The 24,680-nt window shown below is 67.4% G+C and carries 19 protein-coding genes; 7 read left to right on the top strand and 12 right to left on the bottom strand.

Features of this window, described 5'->3' with window-relative positions; all coding sequences use genetic code 11:
- Positions 1 to 10 precede the first annotated feature (10 nt).
- From EV147_RS02605 to EV147_RS02565, 9 genes are all read right to left on the bottom strand, one after another.
- Complete coding sequence (locus EV147_RS02605) at positions 11 to 1,339, bottom strand: sigma-54 interaction domain-containing protein (RefSeq protein ID WP_130389560.1); 1,329 nt, start codon at positions 1,337 to 1,339, stop codon at positions 11 to 13.
- 10 nt (positions 1,340 to 1,349) lie between these two features.
- A complete protein-coding gene (locus EV147_RS02600) occupies positions 1,350 to 4,454 on the bottom strand; it encodes a peptidase domain-containing ABC transporter (RefSeq protein ID WP_130389559.1) in 3,105 nt (1,034 codons plus the stop codon).
- Positions 4,435 to 5,187 carry a peptidylprolyl isomerase gene (locus EV147_RS02595; protein ID WP_130389558.1) on the bottom strand — a complete coding sequence of 251 codons (753 nt, stop codon included), beginning with the start codon at positions 5,185 to 5,187 and terminating at the stop codon, positions 4,435 to 4,437. The genes EV147_RS02600 and EV147_RS02595 overlap by 20 nt, the downstream gene beginning before the upstream one ends.
- Positions 5,188 to 5,222: 35 nt before the next feature.
- A complete protein-coding gene (locus tag EV147_RS02590; protein WP_130389557.1) occupies positions 5,223 to 6,605 on the bottom strand; it encodes an HlyD family efflux transporter periplasmic adaptor subunit in 1,383 nt (460 codons plus the stop codon).
- Positions 6,602 to 9,193 carry an FHA domain-containing protein gene (locus EV147_RS02585; protein WP_130389556.1) on the bottom strand — a complete coding sequence of 864 codons (2,592 nt, stop codon included), beginning with the start codon at positions 9,191 to 9,193 and terminating at the stop codon, positions 6,602 to 6,604. The genes EV147_RS02590 and EV147_RS02585 overlap by 4 nt, the downstream gene beginning before the upstream one ends.
- Positions 9,194 to 9,403: 210 nt before the next feature.
- Positions 9,404 to 10,918, bottom strand: a complete 1,515-nt coding sequence (locus EV147_RS02580) for an efflux transporter outer membrane subunit (RefSeq protein WP_130389555.1) — start codon at positions 10,916 to 10,918, stop codon at positions 9,404 to 9,406.
- Positions 10,919 to 11,103: 185 nt separating this feature from the next.
- Positions 11,104 to 11,373 carry a hypothetical protein gene (locus EV147_RS02575; protein WP_130389554.1) on the bottom strand — a complete coding sequence of 90 codons (270 nt, stop codon included), beginning with the start codon at positions 11,371 to 11,373 and terminating at the stop codon, positions 11,104 to 11,106.
- Positions 11,374 to 11,675: 302 nt separating this feature from the next.
- Positions 11,676 to 12,176, bottom strand: coding sequence for a DUF4399 domain-containing protein (locus EV147_RS02570; RefSeq protein ID WP_235844585.1), 501 nt, complete (start codon positions 12,174 to 12,176; stop codon positions 11,676 to 11,678).
- A 27-nt stretch (positions 12,177 to 12,203) separates the two neighbouring features.
- The gene (locus EV147_RS02565; RefSeq protein ID WP_130389553.1) at positions 12,204 to 12,632 is read right to left on the bottom strand and encodes a DUF4399 domain-containing protein; all 429 of its coding nucleotides are present in this window, start codon (positions 12,630 to 12,632) and stop codon (positions 12,204 to 12,206) included.
- Between the two features lie 224 nt (positions 12,633 to 12,856).
- Here EV147_RS02565 and EV147_RS02560 point away from each other — a divergent pair, with 224 nt between their 5' ends.
- Positions 12,857 to 14,095 carry a formylglycine-generating enzyme family protein gene (locus tag EV147_RS02560; RefSeq protein ID WP_130389552.1) on the top strand — a complete coding sequence of 413 codons (1,239 nt, stop codon included), beginning with the start codon at positions 12,857 to 12,859 and terminating at the stop codon, positions 14,093 to 14,095.
- A gap of 29 nt (positions 14,096 to 14,124) precedes the next feature.
- Here the strand turns inward: EV147_RS02560 and EV147_RS02555 are convergent, their stop codons facing one another.
- A complete protein-coding gene (locus tag EV147_RS02555) occupies positions 14,125 to 16,266 on the bottom strand; it encodes a serine/threonine protein kinase (protein ID WP_130389551.1) in 2,142 nt (713 codons plus the stop codon).
- 398 nt (positions 16,267 to 16,664) lie between these two features.
- Between EV147_RS02555 and EV147_RS02550 the strand changes: the two genes are divergently transcribed.
- The 5 genes from EV147_RS02550 (at position 16,665) to EV147_RS02530 (ending at position 20,761) form a co-directional block, all read left to right on the top strand.
- Positions 16,665 to 16,940, top strand: coding sequence for a hypothetical protein (locus EV147_RS02550; RefSeq protein ID WP_130389550.1), 276 nt, complete (start codon positions 16,665 to 16,667; stop codon positions 16,938 to 16,940).
- A gap of 66 nt (positions 16,941 to 17,006) precedes the next feature.
- Positions 17,007 to 17,279, top strand: a complete 273-nt coding sequence (locus EV147_RS02545) for a hypothetical protein (RefSeq protein ID WP_130389549.1) — start codon at positions 17,007 to 17,009, stop codon at positions 17,277 to 17,279.
- A gap of 89 nt (positions 17,280 to 17,368) precedes the next feature.
- Complete coding sequence (locus EV147_RS02540) at positions 17,369 to 17,641, top strand: hypothetical protein (RefSeq protein WP_130389548.1); 273 nt, start codon at positions 17,369 to 17,371, stop codon at positions 17,639 to 17,641.
- A gap of 154 nt (positions 17,642 to 17,795) precedes the next feature.
- Positions 17,796 to 18,011, top strand: coding sequence for a hypothetical protein (locus tag EV147_RS02535; protein ID WP_130389547.1), 216 nt, complete (start codon positions 17,796 to 17,798; stop codon positions 18,009 to 18,011).
- Positions 18,012 to 18,844: 833 nt separating this feature from the next.
- On the top strand, positions 18,845 to 20,761 hold the full coding sequence (locus tag EV147_RS02530) for a DEAD/DEAH box helicase (protein WP_130391172.1): 1,917 nt from the start codon (positions 18,845 to 18,847) through the stop codon (positions 20,759 to 20,761).
- 99 nt (positions 20,762 to 20,860) lie between these two features.
- Here EV147_RS02530 and EV147_RS02525 read toward each other — a convergent pair whose 3' ends face one another.
- Positions 20,861 to 22,117, bottom strand: a complete 1,257-nt coding sequence (locus EV147_RS02525; RefSeq protein WP_130389546.1) for an SUMF1/EgtB/PvdO family nonheme iron enzyme — start codon at positions 22,115 to 22,117, stop codon at positions 20,861 to 20,863.
- Positions 22,118 to 22,246: 129 nt separating this feature from the next.
- Positions 22,247 to 23,344 (bottom strand): L-histidine N(alpha)-methyltransferase, encoded by a 1,098-nt coding sequence (egtD, locus tag EV147_RS02520; protein WP_130389545.1) that lies wholly within the window; start codon positions 23,342 to 23,344, stop codon positions 22,247 to 22,249.
- Positions 23,345 to 23,962: 618 nt separating this feature from the next.
- Here egtD and EV147_RS02515 point away from each other — a divergent pair.
- Positions 23,963 to 24,679 carry a TerC family protein gene (locus EV147_RS02515; protein WP_130389544.1) on the top strand — a complete coding sequence of 239 codons (717 nt, stop codon included), beginning with the start codon at positions 23,963 to 23,965 and terminating at the stop codon, positions 24,677 to 24,679.
- Position 24,680 lies beyond the last annotated feature (1 nt).

Here is a 24,680-nt window from a genome sequence, read left to right as displayed (position 1 = left end):
CCCCGCCCGCCTACTTGCCCTCCGGATGGCGGTTGTTGTTGCGGAAATCCTTCGAGTGGATGCCGTGCTTCTTGAGCAGCATCTGCACGTGCGACCGGTTCATGTCGAAGCGCCGCGCCAGTTCGGCCACGGTGCCTCCCACCTCCTGCAGGCCGCGTTCCAGGAACGCCCGCTCGGCCTCGTCGCTGGCCGCGCGCTTGGCCTCGCTGAGCGAGGTAGCCGTGCTCAGGTCCGCCACGCTGGCCTTGCCGCCAGCGGCCGCCACGGCCTGCAGGCCCGCCGGTTTCGGGCGAATGTCCTGCGGCAGGTGGATGAAATCGGCCGTGTCGCCGGCCAGGCACGACAGCCGGTACATCAGGTTGCGCAGTTCGCGGATATTGCCCGGGTACTCGTAGTGCAGCAGGAAGTCGCGCAGCCGGGGCGTCAGCTTGACCGGGCGCCGTTTGAGCAGGCCCGCGGCTTCGTCGCCGAAGTACGACACCAGCAGCGGAATCTCGTCACGGCGCTCGCGCAGCGCCGGCAACGTCACATGGATCACGCTGAGCCGGTAGAACAGGTCTTCACGGAAGGTGCCCTCCTGGCTCATCCGGCGCAGGTCCTTGTTGGTGGCGGCCACGATGCGCGTGTCCACGGCGATCACCTCGTCCGAGCCCACCCGCTGGATCTCGTGGGCCTCCAGCACACGCAGCAGCTTGACCTGGCCGGTCAGCGGCAGCTCGCCGATCTCGTCGAGAAAGATCGTGCCGGTGTGGGCGCTCTCGAACTTGCCGCGCCGGTCATTGGCTGCGCCCGTGAACGCGCCCTTCTTGTGACCGAACAGCTCCGATTCCAGCAGGCTGTCGGGTATTGCGCCGCAGTTGACCGAGATGAACGGCTTGTCGGTGCGGATGCCGTTGGCGTGGATCACCTTGGCCATCAGCTCCTTGCCGGTGCCGCTCTCGCCGTCGATCAATACCGGCAGGTCGGTCGGCGACGCCTTCTCCGCAATCTCCAGCGCTTCGAGCAGCTTGGGGTTGTCGCCGAACGTACCCTCGAAGATGAAGCTGCGCTCCATCAGCGCCTGGCGCCGCTCGCGCGCCGACATCTCCACGGGCTCCACCACCGGCGCCTCGGCTTCGCCGCTGGCCGACGCCGCCGCCACGAAGCGCTCCTTGTGCGACAGCCCCATCACCTCGTCACGCAGCGTGGTGGCCTGCTTGAGCAGCTTCTCGATCTCTGGCCGCTCCAGCCGCGACGACCAGCGCAGCGTCGAGCGCAGGATCTCGATCTTCTCGATCAGGCCGGCAAACGTCACCGATGACGTGGCGGGCGTGGCGGAGGTGGGGTTGTAGAGCTTCATGGCCGGATCGTCATGCCGCGCTCAGCTGTTTCTGCACGAGCTGGTAGTACATGCCGCGCCGTTCCAGCAGCTCCTCGTGCCGGCCCTGTTCGACGATGGCGCCCTCGTACAGCACCAGGATCTTGTCGGCCTGCATGATGGTGCTGAGGCGGTGCGCGATGATCACGGCCGTGCGGCCGCGCAGGATGTCCTGCATGTTCGACAGGATGTTGCTTTCAGACTGGGTGTCGAGTGCCGAGGTGGCCTCGTCGAACACGAGCAGCCGTGGATCGTGGTACAGCGCGCGGGCAATGCACAGCCGCTGGATCTGCCCCCCCGAGAGGCCGATGCCGCGCTCGCCCACGGTCTGCTCGTAGCCAAGCGGCAGTTTCGAGATGAATGCATGCGCATCGGCCATCTTGGCCACTTCCTCGATGCGCCGCCGGTCGGGGCTGTCGTCGCCGCAGGCGATGTTCTCGGCCACCGTGCCGGAGAACAGCAGGTTGGTCTGCATCACATACCCCACCTGGGCGCGGAAGAACTCGGTGTCGATCACGTTCATGTCGTAGCCATCCACCGTCATCGAGCCCTCGCTCGGCTTGTAGAAGCCCACCAGCAGCTTGGCCAGCGTGGTCTTGCCCGAGCCGCTGCGCCCGACGATCGCCACCATCTCGCCGGGCCGCATGTGGAAGCTGATGTTTTCGAGCACATAGGCGGTGTCGTCGCCGCCGTAGCGGAAGTACACCCCGTCGAAGCGGATCTCGCCCTGCAGGTCGGGCAGCGAGACGCGCGACATCACATCTTGCGGCTTCTGCTCCGGGTCGAGGTCGAGCACGTCGCCCAGCCGCTCCATCGCCACCCCGGCGTCATTGAGTTGCCCCCAGAGCGCCACCAGCCCCATCAGCGGCGCCAGCACGCTGCCCATGAACGCGTTGAATGCGATCAACTGGCCGATGGTCAGCTCCCGCTCCAGCACCAGCGTGGCCCCCACCCAGAGAATCGTGATCGTGGTGGCCGCGTTGAGGATCTGGCTGGCCAGCCCGACCAGGATATGGAACGACTGCGCCTGGTATTGCTTGTCCAGCGCCTTGGCGTACTTGCGCTCCCAGCGCAGGCGCACGGGCCGCTCGATGCCCATGCCCTTGACGGTCTCGGCGCCGCCCAGCGTCTCCATCAGGTACGCCTTGGCATCGGTCGATGCCGCGAACACCTCGCGCGCATAGGTCTTGATCTTCGGCGTGACCAGCACCGTCAGCAGCGCAATCGGTATCACGAACGCGATCAGCAGCAGCGTCAGCTTGACGTTGTAGAGGAACATGATGCTGAAGTAGATGAACACCATCAGCAGGTTCAGCGCGGTGGTGACGGTGGACTCGGTCAGGAAGGCCCGGATCGTCTGGTTCTCCTGGAAGCGCGCGAAAATGTCGCCGGTCTTGCGTTTGGCGAAGAACCCCAGCGGCAGCGACAGCGTGTGCTTGAAGAAGTGCGACATCATCGCAAAATCCATGTTGCGCACCATGAAATTGGCCAGATACGCCCGGATCGTCACCATCAGTTGCGTGAACACGTTGGAGATCACCAGCCCCAGTATCAGCAGGTGCAGCAGCCCCACGTTCTGGTGCACCACCACCCCGTCGAGAATGTTCTGGATGATCAGCGGCGGCACCACGCCCAGCAACTGGATCACGAAGGTCGCCAGGAACAGGTGCGCGAGGATGCGCTTGTACGGCGCCAGATAGCCGATGAAGCGCAGCCATGGCGAGCGCGAGACCGCCAGCTCGGTCATCTGCTCGCCCGGCGAGAACAGCAGGCAGGTGCCGCTCCAGCCGCGCTCGAATTCCTCGGCACCCATCTTGCGGAAGCCGATCGCCGGATCGGCCACCCAGACGTGCCGGGCCGACACACCGTAGACCACCACGTAGTGATAGCCCTCCCAGTGGATGATGAACGGCAGCTCGAAGCCTTCCAGCGCGTCGCGCGTGCACTGCACGCCCCGGGCCGTGAAGCCGAGTGATTCGCCAGCACGCGCCAGGCTGTCCAGCGTGGCGCCAGCCGTGGTCACATTGGCGAGTTCGCGCAGCTTGCCAAGTGTCATCGGAATGCCGTGGTGGCGGCAGATCATCGCCAGGCAGGCGGCGCCGCAGTCCATCTCCTCGGCCTGCTCCACCAGCGCAAAGCGCCGGATCAGCCGTTCGCCCATCTCGGGCTTCGAATGCAGGTCCAGCAGCACCGGCCGCTTGCGCCGTTCGGCCAGCTTCTTCTGGCGGTGCAGTTCGCGGTCCACCACGCGGATACGGTCTTCCAGCACCTCGCGCAGCCGGGCGTTGCGCTCCAGAATCAACTGCACGGTCTTCTCGGGGATGACCAGCAGCCGCACGTCGGTTTCGGCGATGGCCGACGCAACCTGCTCCTGGCGCATCACGCAGGCCCGCTCGCCGAAGATGTCGCCCTGCCCCAGCGTCGCCAGCCCGAAGGTGTCGCCATCTTCCTCCCGCTCGATACGAACCGTGCCCTGACGCACCACGTAGAGCCGCCGGTCGTCGCGGCCATCCTGTTGCAGGATGGTCTTGCCCGCCGCCACGCGCTTCACGCCAACGCTGCGCACCGCGTCTTCGAGTTCGCTTTTGTCGAGCTTGCCGCGCAGGTCAAACAACCGCGCCACGAAGCCGCCGGCCGAACTGATCGCCACGTAGCTCGTGATGAACGCCAGCGCCGCCGGGTTGCCGCCGACCACCGGCTCCGACACCGCGCGCGGAATCATGATCAGTTCGGTCTTGCCCGATGCCCGCACCGACGACTCGTGCCGGTACTCGCGCAGTAGCGCAATATCGGCGAACACCTCGCCGGTCTTGCGCACGCCCATGCTGATTTCCTTGCCGTGTTCCTCGTTGAACACGCGCACGGAGCCGCTGCGCACGATGAAAATGCCTTCGGCTGGTTCGCCGGCATTGCAGACCGTGTCGCCGAAGCCAAATGCCAGCGTCCGCGCGCTGGCCGCCAACCGTTCGATCTCCTCGCGTGAGAGCGGCGTCAGGATCTCCACGGTGGCCAGGAAATCGGCCAGCGACGGCGCGGCCGTCGCCGGCGCGGCGGCACTGTCCGGAGCCACCGGCTCGCTAGCGGGCTTCGATGACATGTTCCTGCGCCCTCGCCATCAACCATTCCTCGCGCAGCAACCGGCGGATCTCCACGGCCACGTCGGCATCGAGCCGGGCCGGATGCTTGGCCCGCACCAGGAATACTTCGAAGAACGAGCGGTCCGGCGCCGGGAACGGCCCCAGCAGGTCGCCGGGCTCGGCATTGAAGACCTTGGCCTCGATGTCGCCCTTGAGCGAGCCGCGCAGCACCTTGCCGATGTCGCCGCCCTGCTCGCGCGTGTCGGCAATCGAATGCTCGCGCGCCATCTCGGCAAAACTGTCCGGGTCGTCCTGCAGGTACGACACCAGTTCACGCGCCTTGCCCTCGGTATCCACCACGATGTGGCTGACCTCGATGCTGTCGAACTTCGGCGAATTGAGCTGGAAGTACGACTCCACGGCGGCCTCGGTGCCCACCTGCTCCAGCATTTTCTCCTGATACAGGCTGTCGGTGATGAACGTCTCGAATTCGTCCAGCGTGATCGCCAGCGCATCGAGGTAGTGGTTCATGTCCGCCGCGCGGTGCAGCCCGTGCACGCGCCGGAACTGGTCGGCGCGCTCCTGCACGTCCTCGGGCGCGAGCTTGATGCCGTGGCGGCGCGCCGCGTGGGCGGTCAGCTTGTCCCGCACCAGTTGCTCGACCAGCGGCTCGAACTGCCCGGTCAGCTTCAGTACCCTCACGAATTCATCGACGCCGATCACTTCTTCGTCGATACGGACGATGGCGGTCATTGCTCGCTCCTCTTCCCTGTATGTTCTGGCAGGCACTAGCCGGCAATCTGGCGGAACGGGTCCAGTCCCAGGTCGATCAGGCGCCGTTCGCGCACCACGATCTCGGCGGTGGCGGTCATCCCGTACCGCAGCGGATACCGGTTGCTGGCCACGCTGTAGTAATCCTGCGCCAGCCGCACCCGGCCTTCGTACACGGGCTGCTTGTCCGGCCCCGACGGCTTGGTGGCAGGCGAGATGTATTCGAGCGTGCCGGCGATCAGGCCGTAGCGCTGGTACGGGAATGCGCTGAACTTGAGCTTGACCGGCAGGCCCTCGCGCAGGAAGGCGCGGTCGCGCTCGGCGATCTCGATGCGCAGCATCGGCCGGGCATCCTTGGGCGCGATGCCGCCGAGCGGCGCGTTGGCCTGGATCTTGTCGCCGCGCTGGGTCGACGTGACATCGGTGATCACGCCCGACACCGGCGCCAGGATCAGCAGGAAGTTGTCCTTGTCGATGTTCTCGAACTTGATGCGCGCGGCGGCCTCGGCCACCAGCCGGGCGGTCTGCACCTGCAGCCGCAGCTTGTCCTCGGTGGTGCTGATCTCGCGCGCGGCGGCGTCGTACTGCACCCGCAGGCTGGCCAGCTCCTGCCCACTGCCTTCGAGCTGCGCGCTGGCCTGCGTGTATTGCTGTGCCAGCCGCGCGTCGAGTTCGGCCAGCCGCGACTGCGCCACCCGCAGCGTGTTCTCGGCATCCTGCGTGGCCGCGCGCTTGCCTTCCACCTGCGACTGCGACACCCCGCCGCCCGCCGGCAGCGCAAACAGCCGCGCATAGCGGTCCTGCTCCTGCCGCGCGAAGTCGCGGGCGCGTCGCGCGTTTTCCAGATTGCTGCGCGCCTCGGCCAGTTGCGCGCGCTGCTGCTCCGCCAGCCGCGTGGTGCCTTCGGCCAGCCGGTTCTCGTGCTGCCGCGTGCCCAGTTCGATCTGCTGCTTGAGCGCCAGCGCCCGGCGTTCGAGCAGCGCCTTGCGCTCGGGAAACTGCTTCCACTCGCGTTCGGCATCCTCAAGTTTCAACTGCGCCTGCAGCGCGTTGGCGGCGGCCTCGATCGCGCCACGCGCGTTGAGCCGGGCCACCACGTCGTCCTTCGATACCGGCTGGCCTTCGGCCACGTAGAGGTCGGCCAGTTCGCCGTCGACCGGGGCGTAGAAACGCCGCACCTCGGATTCCGGCGCCAGCGTGCCCTGCGCCGTCACGATCACATCGGCATGGCCGAAGAACGACCACACCAGCGCGCACAGCAGCAGCCCGGCCGTTGCCACCACGGTCAGCAGCGTCAGCCGGCGCGGCTCGGCGCTGAGCAGCGCGATACCCTCGGCACTGTGGTCTTCCAGCGCTTCGGTCAATGGCCGCAGCTGGCTGTCGCGGTTCTCGTCCTTCATGGCTTGCCTCCCGCCGACGCGCTGGCCGTGCCGGCCTCCCTGCCCTCGCCGGCCTCGCCCTTGCCGACCTCACCCTTGCCGACCTCACCCTTGCCGGCATCGCCCACCAGCGAAAGCTTGGTCTTGAGCACGGCGGGGTCGAGCACCATGCGCAGGTCATTCAGCGAGCGCCGCTGGGCGTCGACCTCGGCCTGGATGTCGTCGCGAATGCGGTCCCACTGCGCGGTATCCTCGATGCGCAACTGGCCGTAGATGCGCAGACCCTGCCGGGCGTCCTCCTGCGCGTCGGCCAGCAGCCTGGCCTGGCTGCGGAACTTTGCCGAGATGCCCGCTTCGAGCCGCTGCTCGCCGGCGATCAGCCCATTGTTGCGATACTGGCGCCAGTTCGTCGCCGCACGGTTCAGCAGCACGTTGGCGCGGCGCAGCGCCACGTCGCGGATGGCCTGCACGTCGGCATCGACGGTTTTCACGTACCAGGCGTCGGTCTCGGGATCGAGCGAGGCATACAAGCGCAGCAACTGGTCCTCGTACCCCGGCGTACCCTTGGCGGCCTTCACGGCGGCGTACTGGGCGGCAACCTGTTCCTTGTGGGCGGCATCCTTGGCCACATCGGCCGACCAGGGCCCGCTGCCCACGGCCTTGAGCGCGGTCACCGCCTGGGCACCCTCGCCCTGCTCCCACGCGGTATTGGCCAGCTTGTACTGCCGCTGCACATCGTCACCGGGAAGACGCGGCTTGAGCTTCTGGTACTGCGCCTGGAAGGGCGGCGTGGTCAGGCTCAACTTCTGCATGCGCGCCACGAGCGGGCCGGGCGCGCGGTCGCGCAGCGCCTGGACCAGCCCCGTGTACTGCTTCAGGTCGGCTTCGACACGATCGAGACCGGACAGGCGCGGATACTTGTCCTTGTATTCCGCCAGCATCGGTTGCAGCGCCTCGGGCTGGTCACGGGCCAGTTCGGTCACGACTGCCGCATTGAGCCGGTCAATCGCGGCCAGGAACACCGAATCGTCGTTGCGCAGCCGGCGCAGATCGCTCAGCGCGCGGGCATAGACATCGCGGAAGGCGGGCACATCGTTGGCGATGCGGCCCAGCAGCCGCTGGTGCGACGCGGTGTCGTCCTCCCAGCGGCGCACGAGTTCGCGGAGCCTGGCCTCGTCGGCGTACATCCGGATCGCCCCCTCCGCGCCGCCGCGTCCCACTACGTAGCGTTCGAGATCGCCCACCCATGCCAGTTGGCCGATCAGCGCCTGGCCGTCGCGGTTGTGCTGGCTGCGCGCGCGCATCTCGCCCAGCACCGTCGCCGCACCGTCGAAGTCGTTGGCCTGCAGCCGCTTCGCCCATTGCGGCACGTAGCCGCGCATCAGTGCCTCGGCGCCCAGCGTCTGGTACTGCGCGTTGTCCGGATGCCGGGCCAGCACCTTGTCCGAAGCCTCGGCGGCCTCCGCGTACTTGCCCTGCGCCACCAGTTGCTGCAGCGAGCGGTCCGGCGCGCCGCGCCACCAGAGCCATGCACCGCCTGCGCCCAGCACGGCCACGACGAGGATCGCCACGCGGGCGGCACGCTCCAGCTGGTGGCGGTCGCGGATGCCGAAGCTGCGCAGCGCCTCGACGAGCATCATCGTCACCTTGCCGCGCGGCGCCGGACGGTGCGCGGCATCGCTGCCGGCATCGGGCGGGGCTTCGGGATTGATCTCGTCCTCCTGCGCGGCGCGGTAGTCGACGCAGAAGATGTCGAGGAATGAGTCCGCGGCGCCCACGAACGTGGTCTTGTCGGGATCGACATCCACCGGCAGCACGGCCGCCTGCGCGGGTGGCACCGTGCTGGCGACGAACAGCGAGGTCCGGGTGGCCGTGGCGTCCGCGTCGGCCTCGTACTCGATCTGCACGCGATAGACGAAGTGGCTGCCGCCAAAGGCAATCACGTCACCCGGTTCGAGCCGGATCGACTGGTCGCGCAGGCGCACGCCGTTGACGAACGTGCCGTTGGTGCTGCCCAGGTCCTCGATCCATGGCACGCCCTGCTTCAGGAACAGATGGGCGTGGCGGCGCGACAGGTAGTTGACCTGATGCGGATAGTCGTCCCGGTACCGGGCAAACGTGTCGTCGGCCTTGCTGACCATGAACGGGAAGCCGGTCACCAGCACCGGCTGCAGGCCCAGGTCCTCGCGCATCGGGAGCAGCGTGACCGCCACGCGCGGCGGTTCGGCCTCCGCCGGGCGCGGGTAGAGCCGCACGCGATACGCCAGCCCCGCGCCAAAGCTCACCTCGTCGCCATCGCGCAGCTTCGCCGGCTGCTGCGCCACGGCGTCGCCGTTCACATGGGTGCCGTTCTTGCTGCCCAGATCGGCCACGTAGACCGAGCCATCCTCGGAGAAAATGCGCGCATGGCGGCGCGACAGCACGGAAACCGCTTCGGTGGGATACGCCGCGAACGGCGCCTCGCCGCGGCCGATGGCGAACAGGTCCTCGCCGATGCGGATTTCGCCCAGGTCCGGGCGCGACACCGGCATCAGCAGGACATCGAATGCCTGACCCGGTTTCGGCGCCATGACCGGCACATCGAGGAAGGGAGCATCGTCGCGCGTCATGTCTCGGCGAAACCAACAGTGGAGCCGGTGGCGCGCAACCGCGAGGCCGTGCCGCACGGGGTGCGGGCCGGCATCGGCTGAAGGCGGCAGGTCACGGGTAAGAACATAGTAGGCCACGCTCGAAGGGAGTCAATGCGCTGCGGCGCAGCGTTGCGCCAACGCACGAACGGTGCGGGTTTCAACGTTGAAACGGTTTGTACGCTGCTGCGCCTAACGCGCCGCGTTGGGTGCGCCGGCAGGCGCCGGGCCTGCCGTGGGCGCGGGTCCGTCCGCGAGCGGCGCGTTGCGGACATCGACGTCCGGCCAGCCGCCGCCGAGTGCCTTGTACAGCGTGACGGTATCGGCCAGGATTTGTTGGTGGACGGCCAACAACGACTGCTGCGCCGACAGCAGCGAGCGCTCCGACTCGAAGACTTCGAGCTGGGAGACGATCCCTTCACGCGCCTGGGCGTCGATCTGCGTGCCGACCACGCGCAACTGGTCCACCTGCTGCTGCAGCTCGATGCGCTGCTTCTTGTGGGCGTCCACGTTGACCAGCGCGCTCTCCACCTCCTCGAATGCGGTCATCACGGTGCGGCCATACTCGTTCTCGACCACGCCGATATTGGCCTCGGTAGTCTTCACGCGGGCACGCACGCTGGGATCCAGCATTGGCAGGTTGATGCTCGGCATGAAGCCGAACGTGAACGATTTCATCAGGTCCGACAGCGCGAAACTGGCCGTGCCGCCACGCGCGGTCAGGCTGATGCTCGGCAGTTGCGCCAGCCGCGCCTGGCCGACCAGGTTGTAGGCCGCCAGCACGCGGTACTCGGCCGCGATGATGTCCGGGCGCCGCGCCAGCAGTTGCGACGGCAGCCCGGCCGGCACCACGGGCAGCCGGATGCGGTCCTGCAGCCGCCCCGGCGGCACCTTCAGCTCGCCGGCCGGCACGCCGACCAGCGTGGCCAGCGCATTCTCGGCCACATTGCGCGAGCGCTGCAGTTCGATCAGGTCCTTGGTGAGCCGGTTGATTTCCGCCTGCTGCTGCATCACCCGGATCTGGGGGATCAGGCCGTTGGCCAGCATCGCCTTGTAGGTGCCGAGGATGTCGGTATTGCGGCCCAGCGTGCGGCGCTGCTGCTCCACCTGCTCGTCGAGCAGCAGGATCGTGAAGTAGGTCACCGATACATCCGAGGCCAGCGCCAGGTAGCCCGCGCGCCAGTCGGCCTCGGTGGCGCGGTACTCGGCGGCCTGCGCCTGCACGCCCTTCTCGACCTTGCCCCAGACGTCGATGTCCCAGTTCACCGTGCCGCCGAGATTGTAGGTGCGCGAGACCGCCTGGCCCGTGGTCTTGGTCACGTCGAGCCCCGCGCCGATGTCGAACACCGGCAGTGCGCCGGCACGCGCCTCGGCAATCTGCGCATTGGCCACGCGGATGCGGGCCGCCAGCACCTTGATGTCGAAATTGCCGCTCAGCGCCCGCGCCACGAGCTGGTCGAGGTAAGGATCGCCGAAGCCCTTCCACCATTCCGGCACGATGGTCTCGGCGGGCGACACCGTGACCGATTCGCTCGGCGTCCATCCTGCCTTGCCGGGGACGTCCGGCCGCTTGTACTCGGGCGGGCGGAAGCCGGCGCAGCCGGCGAGCCAGCCAGCGGCCATCGCCACGGTCAGCAACGCCGCGGCGCGGCGCAACGTGCGGCGCGGAGCGAAGGGGGTATCGGGAGAACGATTCACGTTTGGCATCCTGCTTCGAGCGCCAGCGGACCGCGGCAGGGCGTCCTGGCGTTCGATCTGTATTGTGGTGCGGCCGGTGCGGAGCGCAAGCCAAAAAAATCGCCGGGGTGGAGGTATCTCCCCGGCGCAAGCTCCCCGTGCGGCTTGCGGCGTCGCGCGGACTGCGACGCCGGTGCCGCGCTGCATTCGTGCGATCAGTACACGTTGTTGTGGGCGTCCTGGTTCGTGCGCACCGTGTTGCTCAGATGCTCCTGGAACGCCGAGCCGTTGCCGAAGTAGCTGGTCACGTCCTGCATCTGCTGGTTCGACTGGTTGATCGTCGTGGTCTTGTCGAACGACAGGCTCACGGGCGTGAAGATCGACGTACGCGGTGCGAACAGCGAGAGGCCGCCGCGGATGCCTTGCAGCGACTTGGCGTCGAGGGTTTCGGTCGAGGACAGGTCCTTGATGGTCAGCTTGGTCATGATGTGCTCCTGAGAAGGAAAGTGGCTTTGGGTGATGAGCATCGGGTTGGTGTCGCGCTCGGTCCAGATATCGCAGGGAGCGTGCCAGCTCGCGTGGAAATCGTGATTTCGTTGTGGGACAAGGGCTGGCGGGCGATGGGGGTATGGCGCCGTGCTGTCAGGTGTTGGCTTTCCGGAGACAGTCGACCCGCCCCCTGTCGCCCCTCGTCCAACACCTTGATCTCCCGCCACGAAAAAACGGCGCACATCGCTGTGCGCCGTGCCGGAGACGGGCGGACCGCCCCGCCCATGCTGCTCCGGGGTCATCTGACGTAGATCGTGATCTTCTTCGAATAGACCGGGGGATTGGTCGGGATGTGCTTCTCGTCGCCCATCAGCAGTTGCAGCGTGTGCTTGCCCGGCGGCAGCTCGATGGTGGTTTCGGTTTCGCCGGCGCCGAAGTGCAGGTGGTTGCGGTCGTTCGGAATCTCCTTGTCCAGCGGCGGCAGGTCCACGTCGATCAGCAGGTGGTGGTGGCCGGTGTTCGGAAACTTGACGTCCTTGGGCGCCACACCCATGTTGCGCAGCCCGAACCAGACCTTGATCGGCTTGCCCGCCGGCATGGTCTGGTTGTTGTTGGGATAGCCGATATAGAGATAGGCGTTGCGCGGCGCGGGCGTGGGCCCCGCCCCCGTGCTGGCGGCGGCCGGGGCCGGGCCATGGCCCGCGTGCCCGGCGGGCGCCGAGGCGTCGGCGGCCAGTGCGGCGCCGGCCCACAGCAACGCCGCCACGCCCCCAGTCAGCATAGGTCCGATGATTTTCATGGCGCTCTCCGCGAAGGACCGTGTGCGCTAGCGCACGGTGATCGTGATCTTCTTCGAGTAAATCGGCGGATCGAACGGGACATGCTTGCTGTCGCCCAGCAGCAACTGCAGCGTGTGCTTGCCCGGCGGCAGTTCGATGCGCGCGTCGGTCTCGCCGGCGCCGAAGTGCAGGTGATTGCGGTCGTTCGGGATTTCCTTGTCCAGCGGCGGCAGTTCCACGTCGATCAATAAGTGGTGGTGCCCGCAGTTGGGCCGCTCGATGCCCTTGGGGCACACGCCCATGCCTTTAAGACCCATGCGCACCCAGAGTTTGCCGCCGTCGATCACGGTACCGTCGCCCGGCCAGATGATGTAGGTCTCGGCATTCTTGGGCGCCGGCGTCAGCGGAATGGCCAGGGCCGGCCATGTGGCCAGCAGCGCAGCCGCAAGCACGCGGCGCAGGGATCGTCTGGGCATGGCGGCTCCTCCCGGGAGAACTGTCCGCGGCACACCCGGGGGCTGCGCGGAAGCGGTTTCTTGATCGATCTTTCCGATGCGCTCTACGATGTGTTCTCAGCGTAGTGCGGCAGGCTGCAAAAAGCGAACTTTCGCCGTACAGACGCTGTGCTATCTTGAAACGACAGGCACCACGTCACGACAACTCCACACCGCGTGCCGCTTGGTTTTCAGGGGGGCTGAATATGTGGCGCAAAGCACTGGCCGTGTCATTGCCGGCAATCGTCGGCGTGCTCGGCGTCCTGCAGGTCGAACCCGGCGCGCTGGGGCGGGCGGGCGATTTCCTCGTAGCCCCGGCCGTCGCAGGCATCCTGCCCAAGAACAGCGACGAGCAGTACGAACTCTCGTTCTGGGATTCGATCAAGAACAGCACCCACGCGGGCGACTACGAGGCCTACCTGAAGCAGTACCCGAACGGCAAGTTCGCAACGCTGGCGAAGTCCCGGCTGGAGCGCCTGCGCGCGTCGGCACCGGCCGCCACGCCAGCCACGCCGCCGGCCAAGGCCGAAGCGAAACCCGAAGCCAGGCCGGAGCCGAAGCCCGCCCCGCCGGCGGCGCGCACGGCGCCGCCCTCCCCCACCCCGCCCGCTGCCAGCAACCAGCCACGCTCGCGCGCCGGCGGCGCGATCTCGCAAGGCACGGTCACGATGGCCAACGAGGGCAAGGAGACGCCGCCCGCCACGGCGCCCCGCTCTGCCGAGGCCAGTGGCGGCGAGAGCCGCGACTGCCCGCAATGTCCGGTGATGGTCACGGTCAAGCCGGGCTCCTTCACGATGGGCAGCAGCACCAGCGACCCCGCCGAGCGCCCGCCGCATCACGTCGTGGTGAACAAGCCGTTCGCCATCGGCAAGTTCGAGGTCACCGTGGAGCAGTGGAATGCCTGCGCCGATGCCAACGCCTGCCCGCGCGTGGCCACCAACAATGCCGAGGCGAAGAACGTACCCGTGCGCGACATCAGCTGGGACGACGCCCAGCAGTACGTGGCGTGGCTGTCGAAGACCACCGGCAAGCCCTACCGCCTGCCGACCGAGGCCGAATGGGAATACGCCGCGCGCGGCGGCACCAGTTCGGCGTTCTGGTGGGGCGACAAGATGAGCAAGGGCAACGCCAACTGCAAGGAGTGCGGCGACCCGTGGAGCGAGGCCGCGCCAGCCAGCGTCGGCTCGTTCGCCGCCAACCCGTTCGGGCTGCACGACATGAACGGCAGCGTCTGGGAATGGGTGGCCGACTGCTGGCACAGCACGTACAAGGGGGCCCCGGTGGACGGCCGCGCCTGGGAGGAGCCCGCCTGCACGTCGCGCGTGATCCGGGGCGGCTCGTGGCGCGAGGGGGCAAGCTACATGGTGTCGTCCACGCGCTTCAAGTACAGCACCAGCGTGCGGCAGTCGCAGAATGGCTTCCGGGTGGCACGCGACGCCAACTGAACCCGCCCGGCCCCTCTATCCCCGCCCGCCTATTTCGCCCGCGTGGCGATCTGCACGACATCGGCGCTGACCTGGTCGCGGCCGTGCTTGCCCGCCATCTGCGCGAGCGGCTTTTCCAGCGCGCGCAGGTACTCCTGGCGCGTTTCCACCTCGGGCCGGCGCCCCTTGAACAGCGGTTCGGGCGTGGTCAGCAGCACCACGAGTTCGGTGCCGAACGGCTTTGAAATGACCCAGTCGCCGCTGTCGCCGATGGTGGCGCTGTAGCTGGCCGGCGCCTGGTGGCCCTGCACGCGCGCACTGGGCACCAGATGTGCCACCTTGCCGTCGGCGCTGAAGTAATCCACATAGACATAGGTCTCATGCGCCGGCGTGTGGAGATCGAGCACGAGCGGCGTGCCCTCGGTCAGTTGCGTCCCGCCGCGCGTGCGCAGCACGGCGCCCCCGCCCCGCTCGCCCTTCTCCCCGGCCGGCCCCGGCTTGCGGTTGCCTGACCAGTACGGTGCGATCAGCCGCACCATGTCGCACTTGTCGTTGGTCAGCGGCTGCGCGTCGAGCTTCAGTGTCTTCACGCCGCCGAGCTTGCCGAGCTTGTCGCGCAGCGCGCCAATGGCCGATTCCGCCACATAGCCATCCACCTGCAGCACATTGCCCTTGATGTCGGCATTGAGCAGCGCACAGGGCGTGGCCGCCAGCACCGCCGCCACCGCCTCGGGCTTGAGCGGCACGGCCGTGGGCGCCTTGGGCGCCTCCTGCTCGGCCCTCACCGGCGGTGCCGCAGGCTGCGGCGCGGCGGGCGCGCTGGCCACGGACGGCGAGCGCCCGGGTTCGTCGGGCACCTTGCCGCGCCACAGGTAATAGCCCACGCCCGTGGCAATCGCCACCCCCGCCACGGCCGCGCCCACCAGCAGCGGCGCCAGCGTGCCGCTCCCCTGTTTCGGCTGGCCGCCGAGCCCGGCCAGGAACCGCGTGACCGTGGGCGTACGCGTGGCACGATCGAGCGACAGCGCCTGGCGCAGCGCCTTCCACTGGGTGCGCGACAGCGTGCGCGGCCGCGTTGGCTTGACGTTGCGGGCACGCGCCTCGGTGGCGGACACGCGGTCGTAGGGATGCTTGCCGGTCAGCAGTTCGTAGCTCACGCAGGCCAGCGCGTAGATATCGTCGCGCGGATCGGGCTCGCGGTGCTCGAACATCTCCGGGCTGGCGTAGGCCGGCGTCATGCCGCCGAGCGAGCCGGGATCGAACACGGTCTGGTCGGCATCGTCGGCCGGTTGCTGGAAGCCGCGCGCGATGCCGAAATCGATCACCTTGACCTCGCCACGGTCGGTCAGGAACACGTTGGCCGGCTTGAAATCGCAATGGACGAAGCCGCGCTCGTGGGCGTAGGCGAGCGCGCTGCCCATCCCGACGATGATTGGCATCGCCTTCACATAAGGCAGCCCGGTGAACTCGGGCGCGCGCAGCACGCGGTTCAGCGACTTGCCCTGCAGGTATTCCATCGTCAGGAAGACCGTGGGGCCGTCGCGGTCGAAATCGTAGACGGTGACGATGTTCCGGTGCGCCAGCTGCTGCGCCTTGCGCGCCTCGCGCTGCAGCGCGATCAGTGATTTCGGATGGCCGCTGAACTGCAGGTTCAGCACCTTGATGGCGATATACGGCTTGCGGTCCGAGGCTTCGAGCTTGCGCAGGTCGAGCGCCTTGTAGACCGTGCCCATGCCGCCCACGCCCAGGCATTCCTCCAGCACGAAGCGCCCGTTGAGCGTATCGCCCACGCCCTTGGTGGGCCCCGACGGCACATGGCCGCCCGTGAAATGGCCGCTCTGGCTGCCGGTATTGCTGCCGGTCTGGTAGAACGGCTGGCCCTGCGCCGGGGCGCTGCGATCGGACGGTTCGGGATCGATACGGGTTTCCTCGCCGGCGCTGGCGGCAGCGATGCCGTGGGCGTCCCCAACCGGATCGAACTGCGTGGCCGCGTGCGAGTCGATGCGATGCATGACCTCGGCGTAGACCGCCGGCGGCAGCGGAAACCGCGTGTGCTCCTCAGTGAGCACGCGGGCAAACTGCGTGGAGTCGGTCTGATCGTCCTTGAGGGCCAGATCCACCGATGCGAGGAAATCGTCGCGCGAGAGGTTGCCGCGCTGAAAATTCCTGATGAGTTCGGTCAGGCTGGGCATCCGATGCATCCCGACGAGTGGTTGCCGACTGGTTGCCGACAGTTGCGTGATGCCGCGAATCGGTCGCATCACGACACATTGCCTTCGATGGATACTAGTGCGCACTCCGGCCATCCGCAATGCCGCACTGATGCGCGCGCCCCACAGCCGTCGCCTGCGGCCCAACACCCAACACCATTCTGTTGGCGCAGGCCCGCCACCCGGGGCCTGGCGCGCCCCGCCCGCGCCCCGGCGCAGTCCCCGCCCACCACCCGCCAGCCCTTGTGCGGCAAGGCTTTCGCAGATTTTTTCGCGGCCGTGGCACGCGCTGGCACGCTCCCTGCGATATCTGGTCCGAGCGCGACACCAACCCGATGCTCATCACACCGAAAGCCTTACCTTCCTATCTGGAGACTGTCATGACCACGCTGACCATCAAGGACCTGTCCTCGACCGAAACCCTCGACGCCAAGTCGCTGCAAGCCGTACGCGGCGGCCTCGGCTTCGCCCCCTACACCAGCGTCTACGCCCCGTTCAAGCTGTCCTTCGACAAGACCACGACGATCAACCAGTCGAACCAGCAGATGCAGGACGTGACGAGCTACTTCGGCAACGGCTCGGCCTTCCAGGCCAACATGCACAACAACGTCACGACGAACCAGCACGCCCAGAACAACGTGTACGGCGCCGTCTGATCCGGCCGCACCTTTCATCGTACTTTCGCCATATCCGCACACACGCACCAAGTATTGGAGACTGCCATGAGCACCCTGACCATCCTCGACCTGTCCAGCACCGCCACCCTCGACGCCCACGGCATGAAGTCCGTGCGCGGCGGCCTCGGCCTGATCGCCCCGTGGACCAGCGTCTACGCCCCGGTGAAGCTGTCGTTCGATTCGAGCCTGAAGATCGACCAGCAGAACCAGCAGATGCAGAGCGTGAACAACGCCTTCGCCAACGGCTCGGCCTTCCAGGAACACATGCGCAACACGGTGGACACGAACCAGTCGGCCACCAACAACGTCTGGCGCTAAGGCCCCGCCGGCCCCGCCGCCCCACCCATCGCCCCGGCGCGGGGGCACCCGCCCGCGCGCCACCGCAACCGCATTCCAAGGAGTTCGCCATGTCCTCGATCATCGTCCGCGACCTTGCCGCCAGCAAGGACCTCGACCGCCAGTCGCTGTGCGCCATCCGCGGCGGCAACAGCTGGCTCAGCAAGGCCGCCAACATGGGCCCGCTGGCCAACGTCAACATCAACATCAACCAGAACGTGCAGCAACTGCAGGAAGTGAACGTGGCCGCGTTCAACAACAACAAGATTGTCGGCGTGGACCTCGGCAACATCGCGCTGAACGTGAAGCCCTCGCAATGGGGCGGCAACTGGGCGGCGGTCTGAAGCCGCCCGCTGGCCGCGGCGACGCCTGCCTCGTGCCGGCGCCGCCGCGGCCAGCGCACTTGCCTATACTGAATCGGGCCCGCGCCTGCCCCGGCGCCGCCCGACCGGCGCCACGCCGGCCGGCCGTACAAAGGCCCGCACGCTGGAGAACGCCATGGCAGTCATCGTCATCAAGGATTTGTCGGAGAACATGGACCTCGACCGCGAGGCCATGACCGCCATCATCGGCGGAGCCCGGCTGGCCGGCAGCTATCGCTGGCAATCGCACCGGCGGCCGTCGCTGACGCGGTTGATCCAGTACCCGCAGGGTTTCCCCGGCACGCCGCAGGATGCAGGGGAGGAACGGGAGACCGGAACGCCGCACAGGTAGTACCGCGCGAGACGTTCCGGCCACATAAAAGAAAAGCCCGCCAAGTCATTGGCGGGCTTTGGTTGCGGACGGGCCCGGACCTCCTGGGTCTGCGTCACCGGCGACTCCGGTCATTCCTGTGCCAGGCATGTTTCCCATGGATTCCGCCCATGACGCGGACGACCATCCGGACCACCCGGACAGTCGGAGGAAACGTGGCTGTGGCATCAATGACCGCAATGCCGGCGCCGAGCAGCAAGCAAACCTTGCCGTAGGCAGGATCAGCGGGACGTGTATCCGTCCGCCCCATACGGGCAGTACTGCCCGCGACTGCAGTATAGGCAGCGCGCCCCCACATGCAAGCGACGCCGGCGCCTCCCGGCTCTCGCACCGGCGTTTCGTACTTACGTTTGCTTACGGTTGGGCCGTTTCGCGGTGCAACAAAAAAATCAACGTTCTGCTATACTCCGCGCCGTGAGTTTCGCACTGTGAGTTCCGCACCGCGCCCGGCAACAGCCCATGGCGTATCCGCTGCCCTCCCAAGATCTGCTCCCTGCCTCTGTCATCACACGAAGTTCAGACAGGTGCCTGGCCAGAATCGCACCGCTCACCTGACGTCGCCTCGTCTCCGATCCTGATGAACAGCCTGTAGTCCATTGCGCTGTTTGCCTGCCAGGGATAATCGGCCGGTTATGAAAATAAACCAGCCGCCCGCCCTGCCTGCCGCCGTGTTGCCAGCTGAGTCTGTCGAACGGCCTACCGATTGGCGCCGAAGCCTTTTTTAAGACTTTGCACTTGCGCCCACCCCTTCGCGCACACTGCCCCGGGGTGCCATGCATATTTATACGTACGACATGACCCAGCACGAAGATTTCCGTGCGGAGCAACCTTTTGCCTCCGCCACCGACGCATCCGCCACGCCCGCCGCTGCCGTGAGCCCGCTCGACAAGCTCGACGCCCTGCTCAACGCCGATGCCGCGCCGGTCGCCGCTGATGCTGCCGCCGCCGCGCCCGCCACGGCCAGCGGCTTCGCCAAGCTCGGCCTCGACGCCGCCATCCTGCGCGCCCTGGCCGAAGCGGGCTACAACGACCCGACGCCCGTCCAGGCGCAGGCCATTCCGGCCTTCCTGGCTGGCAAGGACCTGCTGGTTTCGAGCCAGACCGGTTCGGGCAAGACCGCCGCGTTCATGCTGCCCGCCATCCAGCGCATCAGCGAGAAGCCGGCCACGAACCGTCCGACCGAACCCGCCAAGCGCATGAAGGGCAAGCGCCCCCGCCCGGCCGCAGCCCAGCCGTCGCTGCTGGTGCTGACGCCGACGCGCGAACTGGCCCTGCAGGTGACCGAGGCCGCCGCCAAGTACGGCCGCCACCTGCGCCGCATCGTGTGCGCCAGCATCCTGGGCGGCATGCCCTACCCGAAGCAGCTGGCCATGCTCTCGCGCATGCCGGACATCCTCGTGGCCACGCCGGGCCGCCTGCTCGACCATATCGACGCCGGCCGCATCGACCTGTCCGCGCTGGACATGCTGGTGTTCGACGAAGCCGACCGCATGCTGGACATGGGCTTTGCCGATGACATCGACGCCATCGTGGCCGCCACGCCGGCCTCGCGCCAGACGCTGATGTTCTCGGCCACGCTGGACGCCCGCATCGCCCAACTGGCTTCGCGCCAGCTGAAGGACCCGCAGCGCATCGAAATCGCCGCCGCGCGTGCCGACCAGAGCCACATCGAGCAGCGCCTGCACTTCACCGACGACATGTCGCACAAGGAGCGCCTGCTCGACCACCTGCTGCGCGACGCGTCGCTGAAGCAGGCCATCGTGTTCACGGCCACCAAGCGCGATGCCGATTCGCTGGCCGAGCGCCTGTCGGACACCGGCTTCTCCGCTGGCGCCCTGCACGGCGACATGACGCAAGGCGCGCGTAACCGCACGCTGACCGCGCTGCGCCGCGGCAACCTGCGCGTGCTGGTGGCCACCGACGTGGCCGCCCGCGGCATCGACGTGCCCGACATCACCCACGTGGTGAACTTCGACCTGCCCAAGCAGGCCGAGGACTACGTGCACCGTATCGGCCGTACCGGCCGTGCCGGCCGTTCGGGTGTGGCGATCAACCTCGTGAACCACAACGACATGTTCCAGTGGAAGCGCATCGAGCGCTTCACGAACAACCGCGTGGACGCCTCGGTGATCGAAGGCCACGAACCGCGCCGTTCGCCCAAGCCGCGTTCGAGCTTCGGCGGCAAGCCGGGCGGCCGTGATGGCTTCCGTGGCAACAGCGGCGGCGGCTACCGTGGCAACAACGGCGGCAACGGCGGTGGTTACCGTGGCAGCCGCGAAGGCGGCGGCGAGCGCAGCTTTGGCGACCGCAACTTCGGCGAGCGCAAGTTCGGCGGCGAGAACCGTGGCTTTGGTGACCGTGGCGAGCAACGTGGCTTCGGCGGCGGCGAAAGCCGTGGCTTTGGCGACCGTGGCGAGAACCGTGGTTTCGGCGACCGTGGCAACACCGGCTATCGCGGCCAGGGCCAGGGTCAGGGCCAGGGCCAGCAACGCGGCTTCGGCGGCGGCGAGCGCAGCTTCGGCGGTGAGCGCAGCTTCGGTGGCGGCGAGCGCAGCTTCAACCGCGAAGGCGGTGGCCAGCGCGACGGCAACCGTGGTTTCGGCGGCGAACAGCGTAGCTTCGGCGACCGCAAGTTCGGCGACCGTGGCGGCGATCGCGGCGGCTTTGGCGGCCAGCGCAACGGCAACAGCCGCTCGCGTTACGAGCGTTGATTCTCAGGAATGAGAAATGAAAAAGGCACCCGCAAGGGTGCCTTTTTTGTTGGCCGGCTTTCGACTTCTCTTTCATTGTCTCCCGAGCAGGCAAATCGCTCAGACCGCGCAGCTCCGGAACCCCACGAACGACACATCGTCTTCCGGCAACAGCGCCGTGCGAGCGCGGACGTGCCGCAGCCGTGCCGGGCTGGCGAACGAGACCCCGCGCACCGCCTGGTGCGTGCCGAAGCGGCCGATGATCTCGCCATCGGTCGGCTCGGCCACAAACCCGAGATAGGGCTCGTACGGCGTGGCGGTCCACTCGCGCAACGTGCCCCATTGCAGCCCGCGATTCTGCGTGGCCGCCAGTTCCCACTCCACCTCGTAAGGCAGCCGGCGGCCCGCCCAGACGCACCACGCCTGCGCCTCGAACAGCGAGACATGGCGTACCGGCTCGTCGGGGTTCAGCGTGCGTTCGGTGCCGAAGCGCGACGCCACCCAACTGCGGCTGACCGCGTGGCGCGACCAGTAGCGCGGGGCCGAGCGTTCCTGCGTCATCAGCCACTGGCGGCCGGCGGCCGACCAATAGGAGGGGTGCTCGTAGCCGCGATCCTCCACGAAATCGAGGAACTGCGCGTTGGTGACCAGCGCGGCATCCATCTCGAAGGCTGGCACATAGATCTTCTGCGCCGGCCGTTCGTCGGGCCAGGCAAACCCATCGGCTTCGGCCCAGCCCTGCGTGAAGTTGCCGCCCGGAAAATGCAGCGTGCCGCCCGCCGACAGCGTCGCGGCCGGCCCCACGGCGGCCGGGTCGGCTGGCGCCAGGCCCAGCGCCTGCAGCAGCGCGGCGACCGTCTCGCCCTGCACATCCTCGTGATGGAGCGCGCGGCGGAACGGGTACAGCGTGGTGTCCTCGTCATCGGGCAGCAGCGCAATGCGCCGCAGCAGGCCGTCGAGCACCTGCGTGGCGTACTGCTTCACGCGCGTGATATCGGGCAGGGCGATTTCCCAGCGCTCGTCGGGCCCGATCCGCTCGGGATCGAACCACTCGTCCGCGCCGTCCAGCAGCGAGGGCTCGCTGGCCACCGGCAGCCGGATGCCGCCCTGCTCCAGGTGCCGCACGCCCCGCAGGCACCACCACTCGGCATGCCAGGCAATATGGCCCAGCGTCCACAGCGGCGGGTTGCAATCGTACTGGCGCGGCACGTCCCAGCCCTTGCGGGTCTGGCCGAACGCACCAAGCCAGGCCAGCGTGCGGTTGCGCGATTCCACCAGCGCCTGCGCCAATCCTTCACGCGGCAGCCGGCGCGCGTCGGGCCATTGCGCATTGCCGCCGGTGAAATGGAGATCGGGAAGCATGGAGAAGCCGCTCATCGCAGTGTCCGGGTCAGGGGTGGAACAAGCGCCGGCCGGGGCCGGCTGCGCGCATTATGACACCCCACGCGCCCGGCTTCCCAAGCGGTGGCCCTTCTCCCTGCTGACGGCGCGGCTTCCCTGCTGGCGTCAGCCGCGGGCGTGGAATACCGCGAACCAGCCCTGCGGATCGGTCCAGCTGACCGGATCGGAAAATCCGGCCGCCTCCAGCAGGATCGCAAAATCCTCGGGCCGGTACTTGTGGGAATCCTCGGTATGGATGTGCTCGCCGGCCGCGAAACGGCGCTCGCCCTCTGGCCAGCGCACGGTCACGTCGCGCACCGCCTCCAGGTGCATCTGGATGCGCGACGCCTGTGTGTCGAACGACGCCGCGTGCTTCCAGTCGTCAAGCGCGAAATCGCTGCCGACGATCCGGTTCACGTTGCGCAGCACGTTCCGGTTGAACGCGGCGGTCACGCCCAGCGCGTCGTCGTACGCCGCTTCGAGCGTCCCGGCGTCCTTGAACAGGTCCACGCCGATCAGCACCCCGTCGCCAGGACCGGCCGCCGCGCGCAGCCGTTGCAGCAGCGCCAGCGCATCGATCGGCTTGAAATTGCCGATGCTCGACCCCGGATAGAAGAACAGCCGCCGCCCGCGCCGCACGCTCGCCGGCAGGTCCAGCGGGCCGCACAGGTCGGCGCCCAGGCCCATCATGGGAATCTGGGGGTGCTGCTGCTGCAGGCCCGCCAGCGTGCCGCGCAGGAATTCCACCGAGATATCGACGGCCACGTACTGCGCGGGCTGCAGGCTCGGAAACAGCCGGGCGGCCTTCTCGCAATTGCCGGCGCCGAGGTCGATCAGCACGCAGCCGCTGCCCGCGCGCGCGGCAATGGCCGGCGCGGCGCTCGCAAAGATCGAGGCTTCGGTGCGGGTGGGGTAGTACTCGGGCAGGTCGGTGATGGCCTCGAACAGCCGCGACCCGAGCACGTCATAGAAGAACTTCGGACTGATATGGGCCTGCGGCGCCGCCAGGCCCGCGACGATCTCGGCGCGCAGCGCGCCGCTGTCCTCGTGGTACTGCTGCACGAACTCCGGCTGCGGAGCGGCGCCGGGACGCGCATGGCCGTTGCCTACCGCAATGCGCGGCTCGGGCGCAAGCGATGGGGCGGTGTGGTGGTTGTGATTGGCGTTATTGCTATGGGAATGGGGGCGGTGGCTGGACTGGCTGGGTGTCGTAACGGCCGGCATGACTTGTCCTTGTTGTCGATGGGCACTACGGTTCATCCCTCTGCAAAGACCACCGGCGCTCCGGGCCGATGGCTGATCCCGGGATGCGCGCCTGTCCGGTCCGGCGCACATCGGCCTCGATCAATCTTCATAGGATAGGTGCATAAGCTTATACACGCCCAGTGCGTTGCATCACTTTACAAAGTCAGAAATGTCCGACAAACGGGCGACGGACGACCGGCAGACGGCTCCCATGTCTCGTCCTGAATACATACAAACCCCACCCCGGCAGTGCAACATTTTTCCTCGCAGTTCCCTTATAATCGCGTCCAACGTGTTCGACGGAGATTCTGCCGGGCACGAATCCCTTCCAGAAGGGAAGTTAAAGGGGAGTAGCTTGGGGGCATGTCTGCCCTTAGCACAATCGTCATTCCGAGACCTTCAAACCGTCTCCGGTTGTGCTGACCCTGGTGCGCATTCCGCGCCAGTCAGTCGAGCAAGACCTTTGCACACCTGGTTTCTACGGTTTGCAAAGGCGGCCCCATCGGACTTCCTGCGCTCGCCCAGATCCCGGATGTGAAACAAAAAGACCTTGCTGGCCGCCTGGCCCGCAGCTGTTTCGCACTTTGAGGAGCGTTCATGGAGTGGTTCACCGATCTGTTCACGATGCAATTCCTGACAGCCCTGCTGTCGATCGTCGTCATCGACCTGGTCCTTGCCGGCGACAATGCCATCGTGATCGCCCTGGCGGCACGTAACCTGCCGCCCCACCTGCAGAAAAAAGCCATCGTCTGGGGCACCATCGGTGCCGTGGTCGTCCGTTCGGCGATGACCATTGGCGTGGTCTGGCTGCTCAAGATCCCCGGCCTGCTGCTGGTCGGTGGCCTGGCGCTGGTCTGGATCGCCTACAAGCTGCTGGCCGCCGAGGACGATGGCGAAGGCCACGGCTCGGGCGCCAACACGCTGGTCGGCGCGATGAAGACGATCATCATCGCCGACGCCGTGATGGGCGTGGACAACGTGCTGGCCGTGGCCGGCGCGGCCCATGGCAGCTTCCTGCTGGTGGTGCTGGGCCTGCTGATCAGCATCCCGATCGTGGTCTGGGGTTCGAGCCTGGTGCTCAAGCTGATGGCCCGCTTCCCGGCCGTGATCTTCATCGGCGCCGGCGTGCTGGCCTTCACGGCAGTCAAGATGATCGTGCACGAGCCGGTCACGAAGGAATTCTTCGAGAGCCAGCCCGTCGTGTACTGGGGCCTCTATGTCGTGATCATCGGCGGCGTGCTCGGCGCCGGCTGGCTGACGCAGAAGCGCCGCGACGCACGCGGCGCCGGCGAGAAGCCGGTGGAAAGCCACTGAT

Origin of the sequence: Cupriavidus agavae (assembly GCF_004217045.1) — a bacterium.
Lineage (GTDB): Bacteria > Pseudomonadota > Gammaproteobacteria > Burkholderiales > Burkholderiaceae > Cupriavidus > Cupriavidus agavae.
The sequence above is the reverse complement of the archived record's forward strand: the minus strand, read 5'-3'. Positions and strand labels throughout refer to the sequence as shown.

Excerpts from the sequence above, each read along its gene's own strand:
- EV147_RS02605 (WP_130389560.1), bottom strand. The coding sequence starts at position 1,339 with ATGAAGCTCTACAACCCCACCTCCGCCACGCCCGCCACGTCATCGGTG.
- EV147_RS02600 (WP_130389559.1), bottom strand. The coding sequence starts at position 4,454 with ATGTCATCGAAGCCCGCTAGCGAGCCGGTGGCTCCGGACAGTGCCGCC.
- EV147_RS02595 (WP_130389558.1), bottom strand. The coding sequence starts at position 5,187 with ATGACCGCCATCGTCCGTATCGACGAAGAAGTGATCGGCGTCGATGAA.
- EV147_RS02590 (WP_130389557.1), bottom strand. The coding sequence starts at position 6,605 with ATGAAGGACGAGAACCGCGACAGCCAGCTGCGGCCATTGACCGAAGCG.
- EV147_RS02585 (WP_130389556.1), bottom strand. The coding sequence starts at position 9,193 with ATGACGCGCGACGATGCTCCCTTCCTCGATGTGCCGGTCATGGCGCCG.
- EV147_RS02580 (WP_130389555.1), bottom strand. The coding sequence starts at position 10,918 with ATGCCAAACGTGAATCGTTCTCCCGATACCCCCTTCGCTCCGCGCCGC.
- EV147_RS02575 (WP_130389554.1), bottom strand. The coding sequence starts at position 11,373 with ATGACCAAGCTGACCATCAAGGACCTGTCCTCGACCGAAACCCTCGAC.
- EV147_RS02570 (WP_235844585.1), bottom strand. The coding sequence starts at position 12,176 with ATGAAAATCATCGGACCTATGCTGACTGGGGGCGTGGCGGCGTTGCTG.
- EV147_RS02565 (WP_130389553.1), bottom strand. The coding sequence starts at position 12,632 with ATGCCCAGACGATCCCTGCGCCGCGTGCTTGCGGCTGCGCTGCTGGCC.
- EV147_RS02560 (WP_130389552.1), top strand. The coding sequence starts at position 12,857 with ATGTGGCGCAAAGCACTGGCCGTGTCATTGCCGGCAATCGTCGGCGTG.
- EV147_RS02555 (WP_130389551.1), bottom strand. The coding sequence starts at position 16,266 with ATGCCCAGCCTGACCGAACTCATCAGGAATTTTCAGCGCGGCAACCTC.
- EV147_RS02550 (WP_130389550.1), top strand. The coding sequence starts at position 16,665 with ATGACCACGCTGACCATCAAGGACCTGTCCTCGACCGAAACCCTCGAC.
- EV147_RS02545 (WP_130389549.1), top strand. The coding sequence starts at position 17,007 with ATGAGCACCCTGACCATCCTCGACCTGTCCAGCACCGCCACCCTCGAC.
- EV147_RS02540 (WP_130389548.1), top strand. The coding sequence starts at position 17,369 with ATGTCCTCGATCATCGTCCGCGACCTTGCCGCCAGCAAGGACCTCGAC.
- EV147_RS02535 (WP_130389547.1), top strand. The coding sequence starts at position 17,796 with ATGGCAGTCATCGTCATCAAGGATTTGTCGGAGAACATGGACCTCGAC.
- EV147_RS02530 (WP_130391172.1), top strand. The coding sequence starts at position 18,845 with ATGACCCAGCACGAAGATTTCCGTGCGGAGCAACCTTTTGCCTCCGCC.
- EV147_RS02525 (WP_130389546.1), bottom strand. The coding sequence starts at position 22,117 with ATGAGCGGCTTCTCCATGCTTCCCGATCTCCATTTCACCGGCGGCAAT.
- egtD (WP_130389545.1), bottom strand. The coding sequence starts at position 23,344 with ATGCCGGCCGTTACGACACCCAGCCAGTCCAGCCACCGCCCCCATTCC.
- EV147_RS02515 (WP_130389544.1), top strand. The coding sequence starts at position 23,963 with ATGGAGTGGTTCACCGATCTGTTCACGATGCAATTCCTGACAGCCCTG.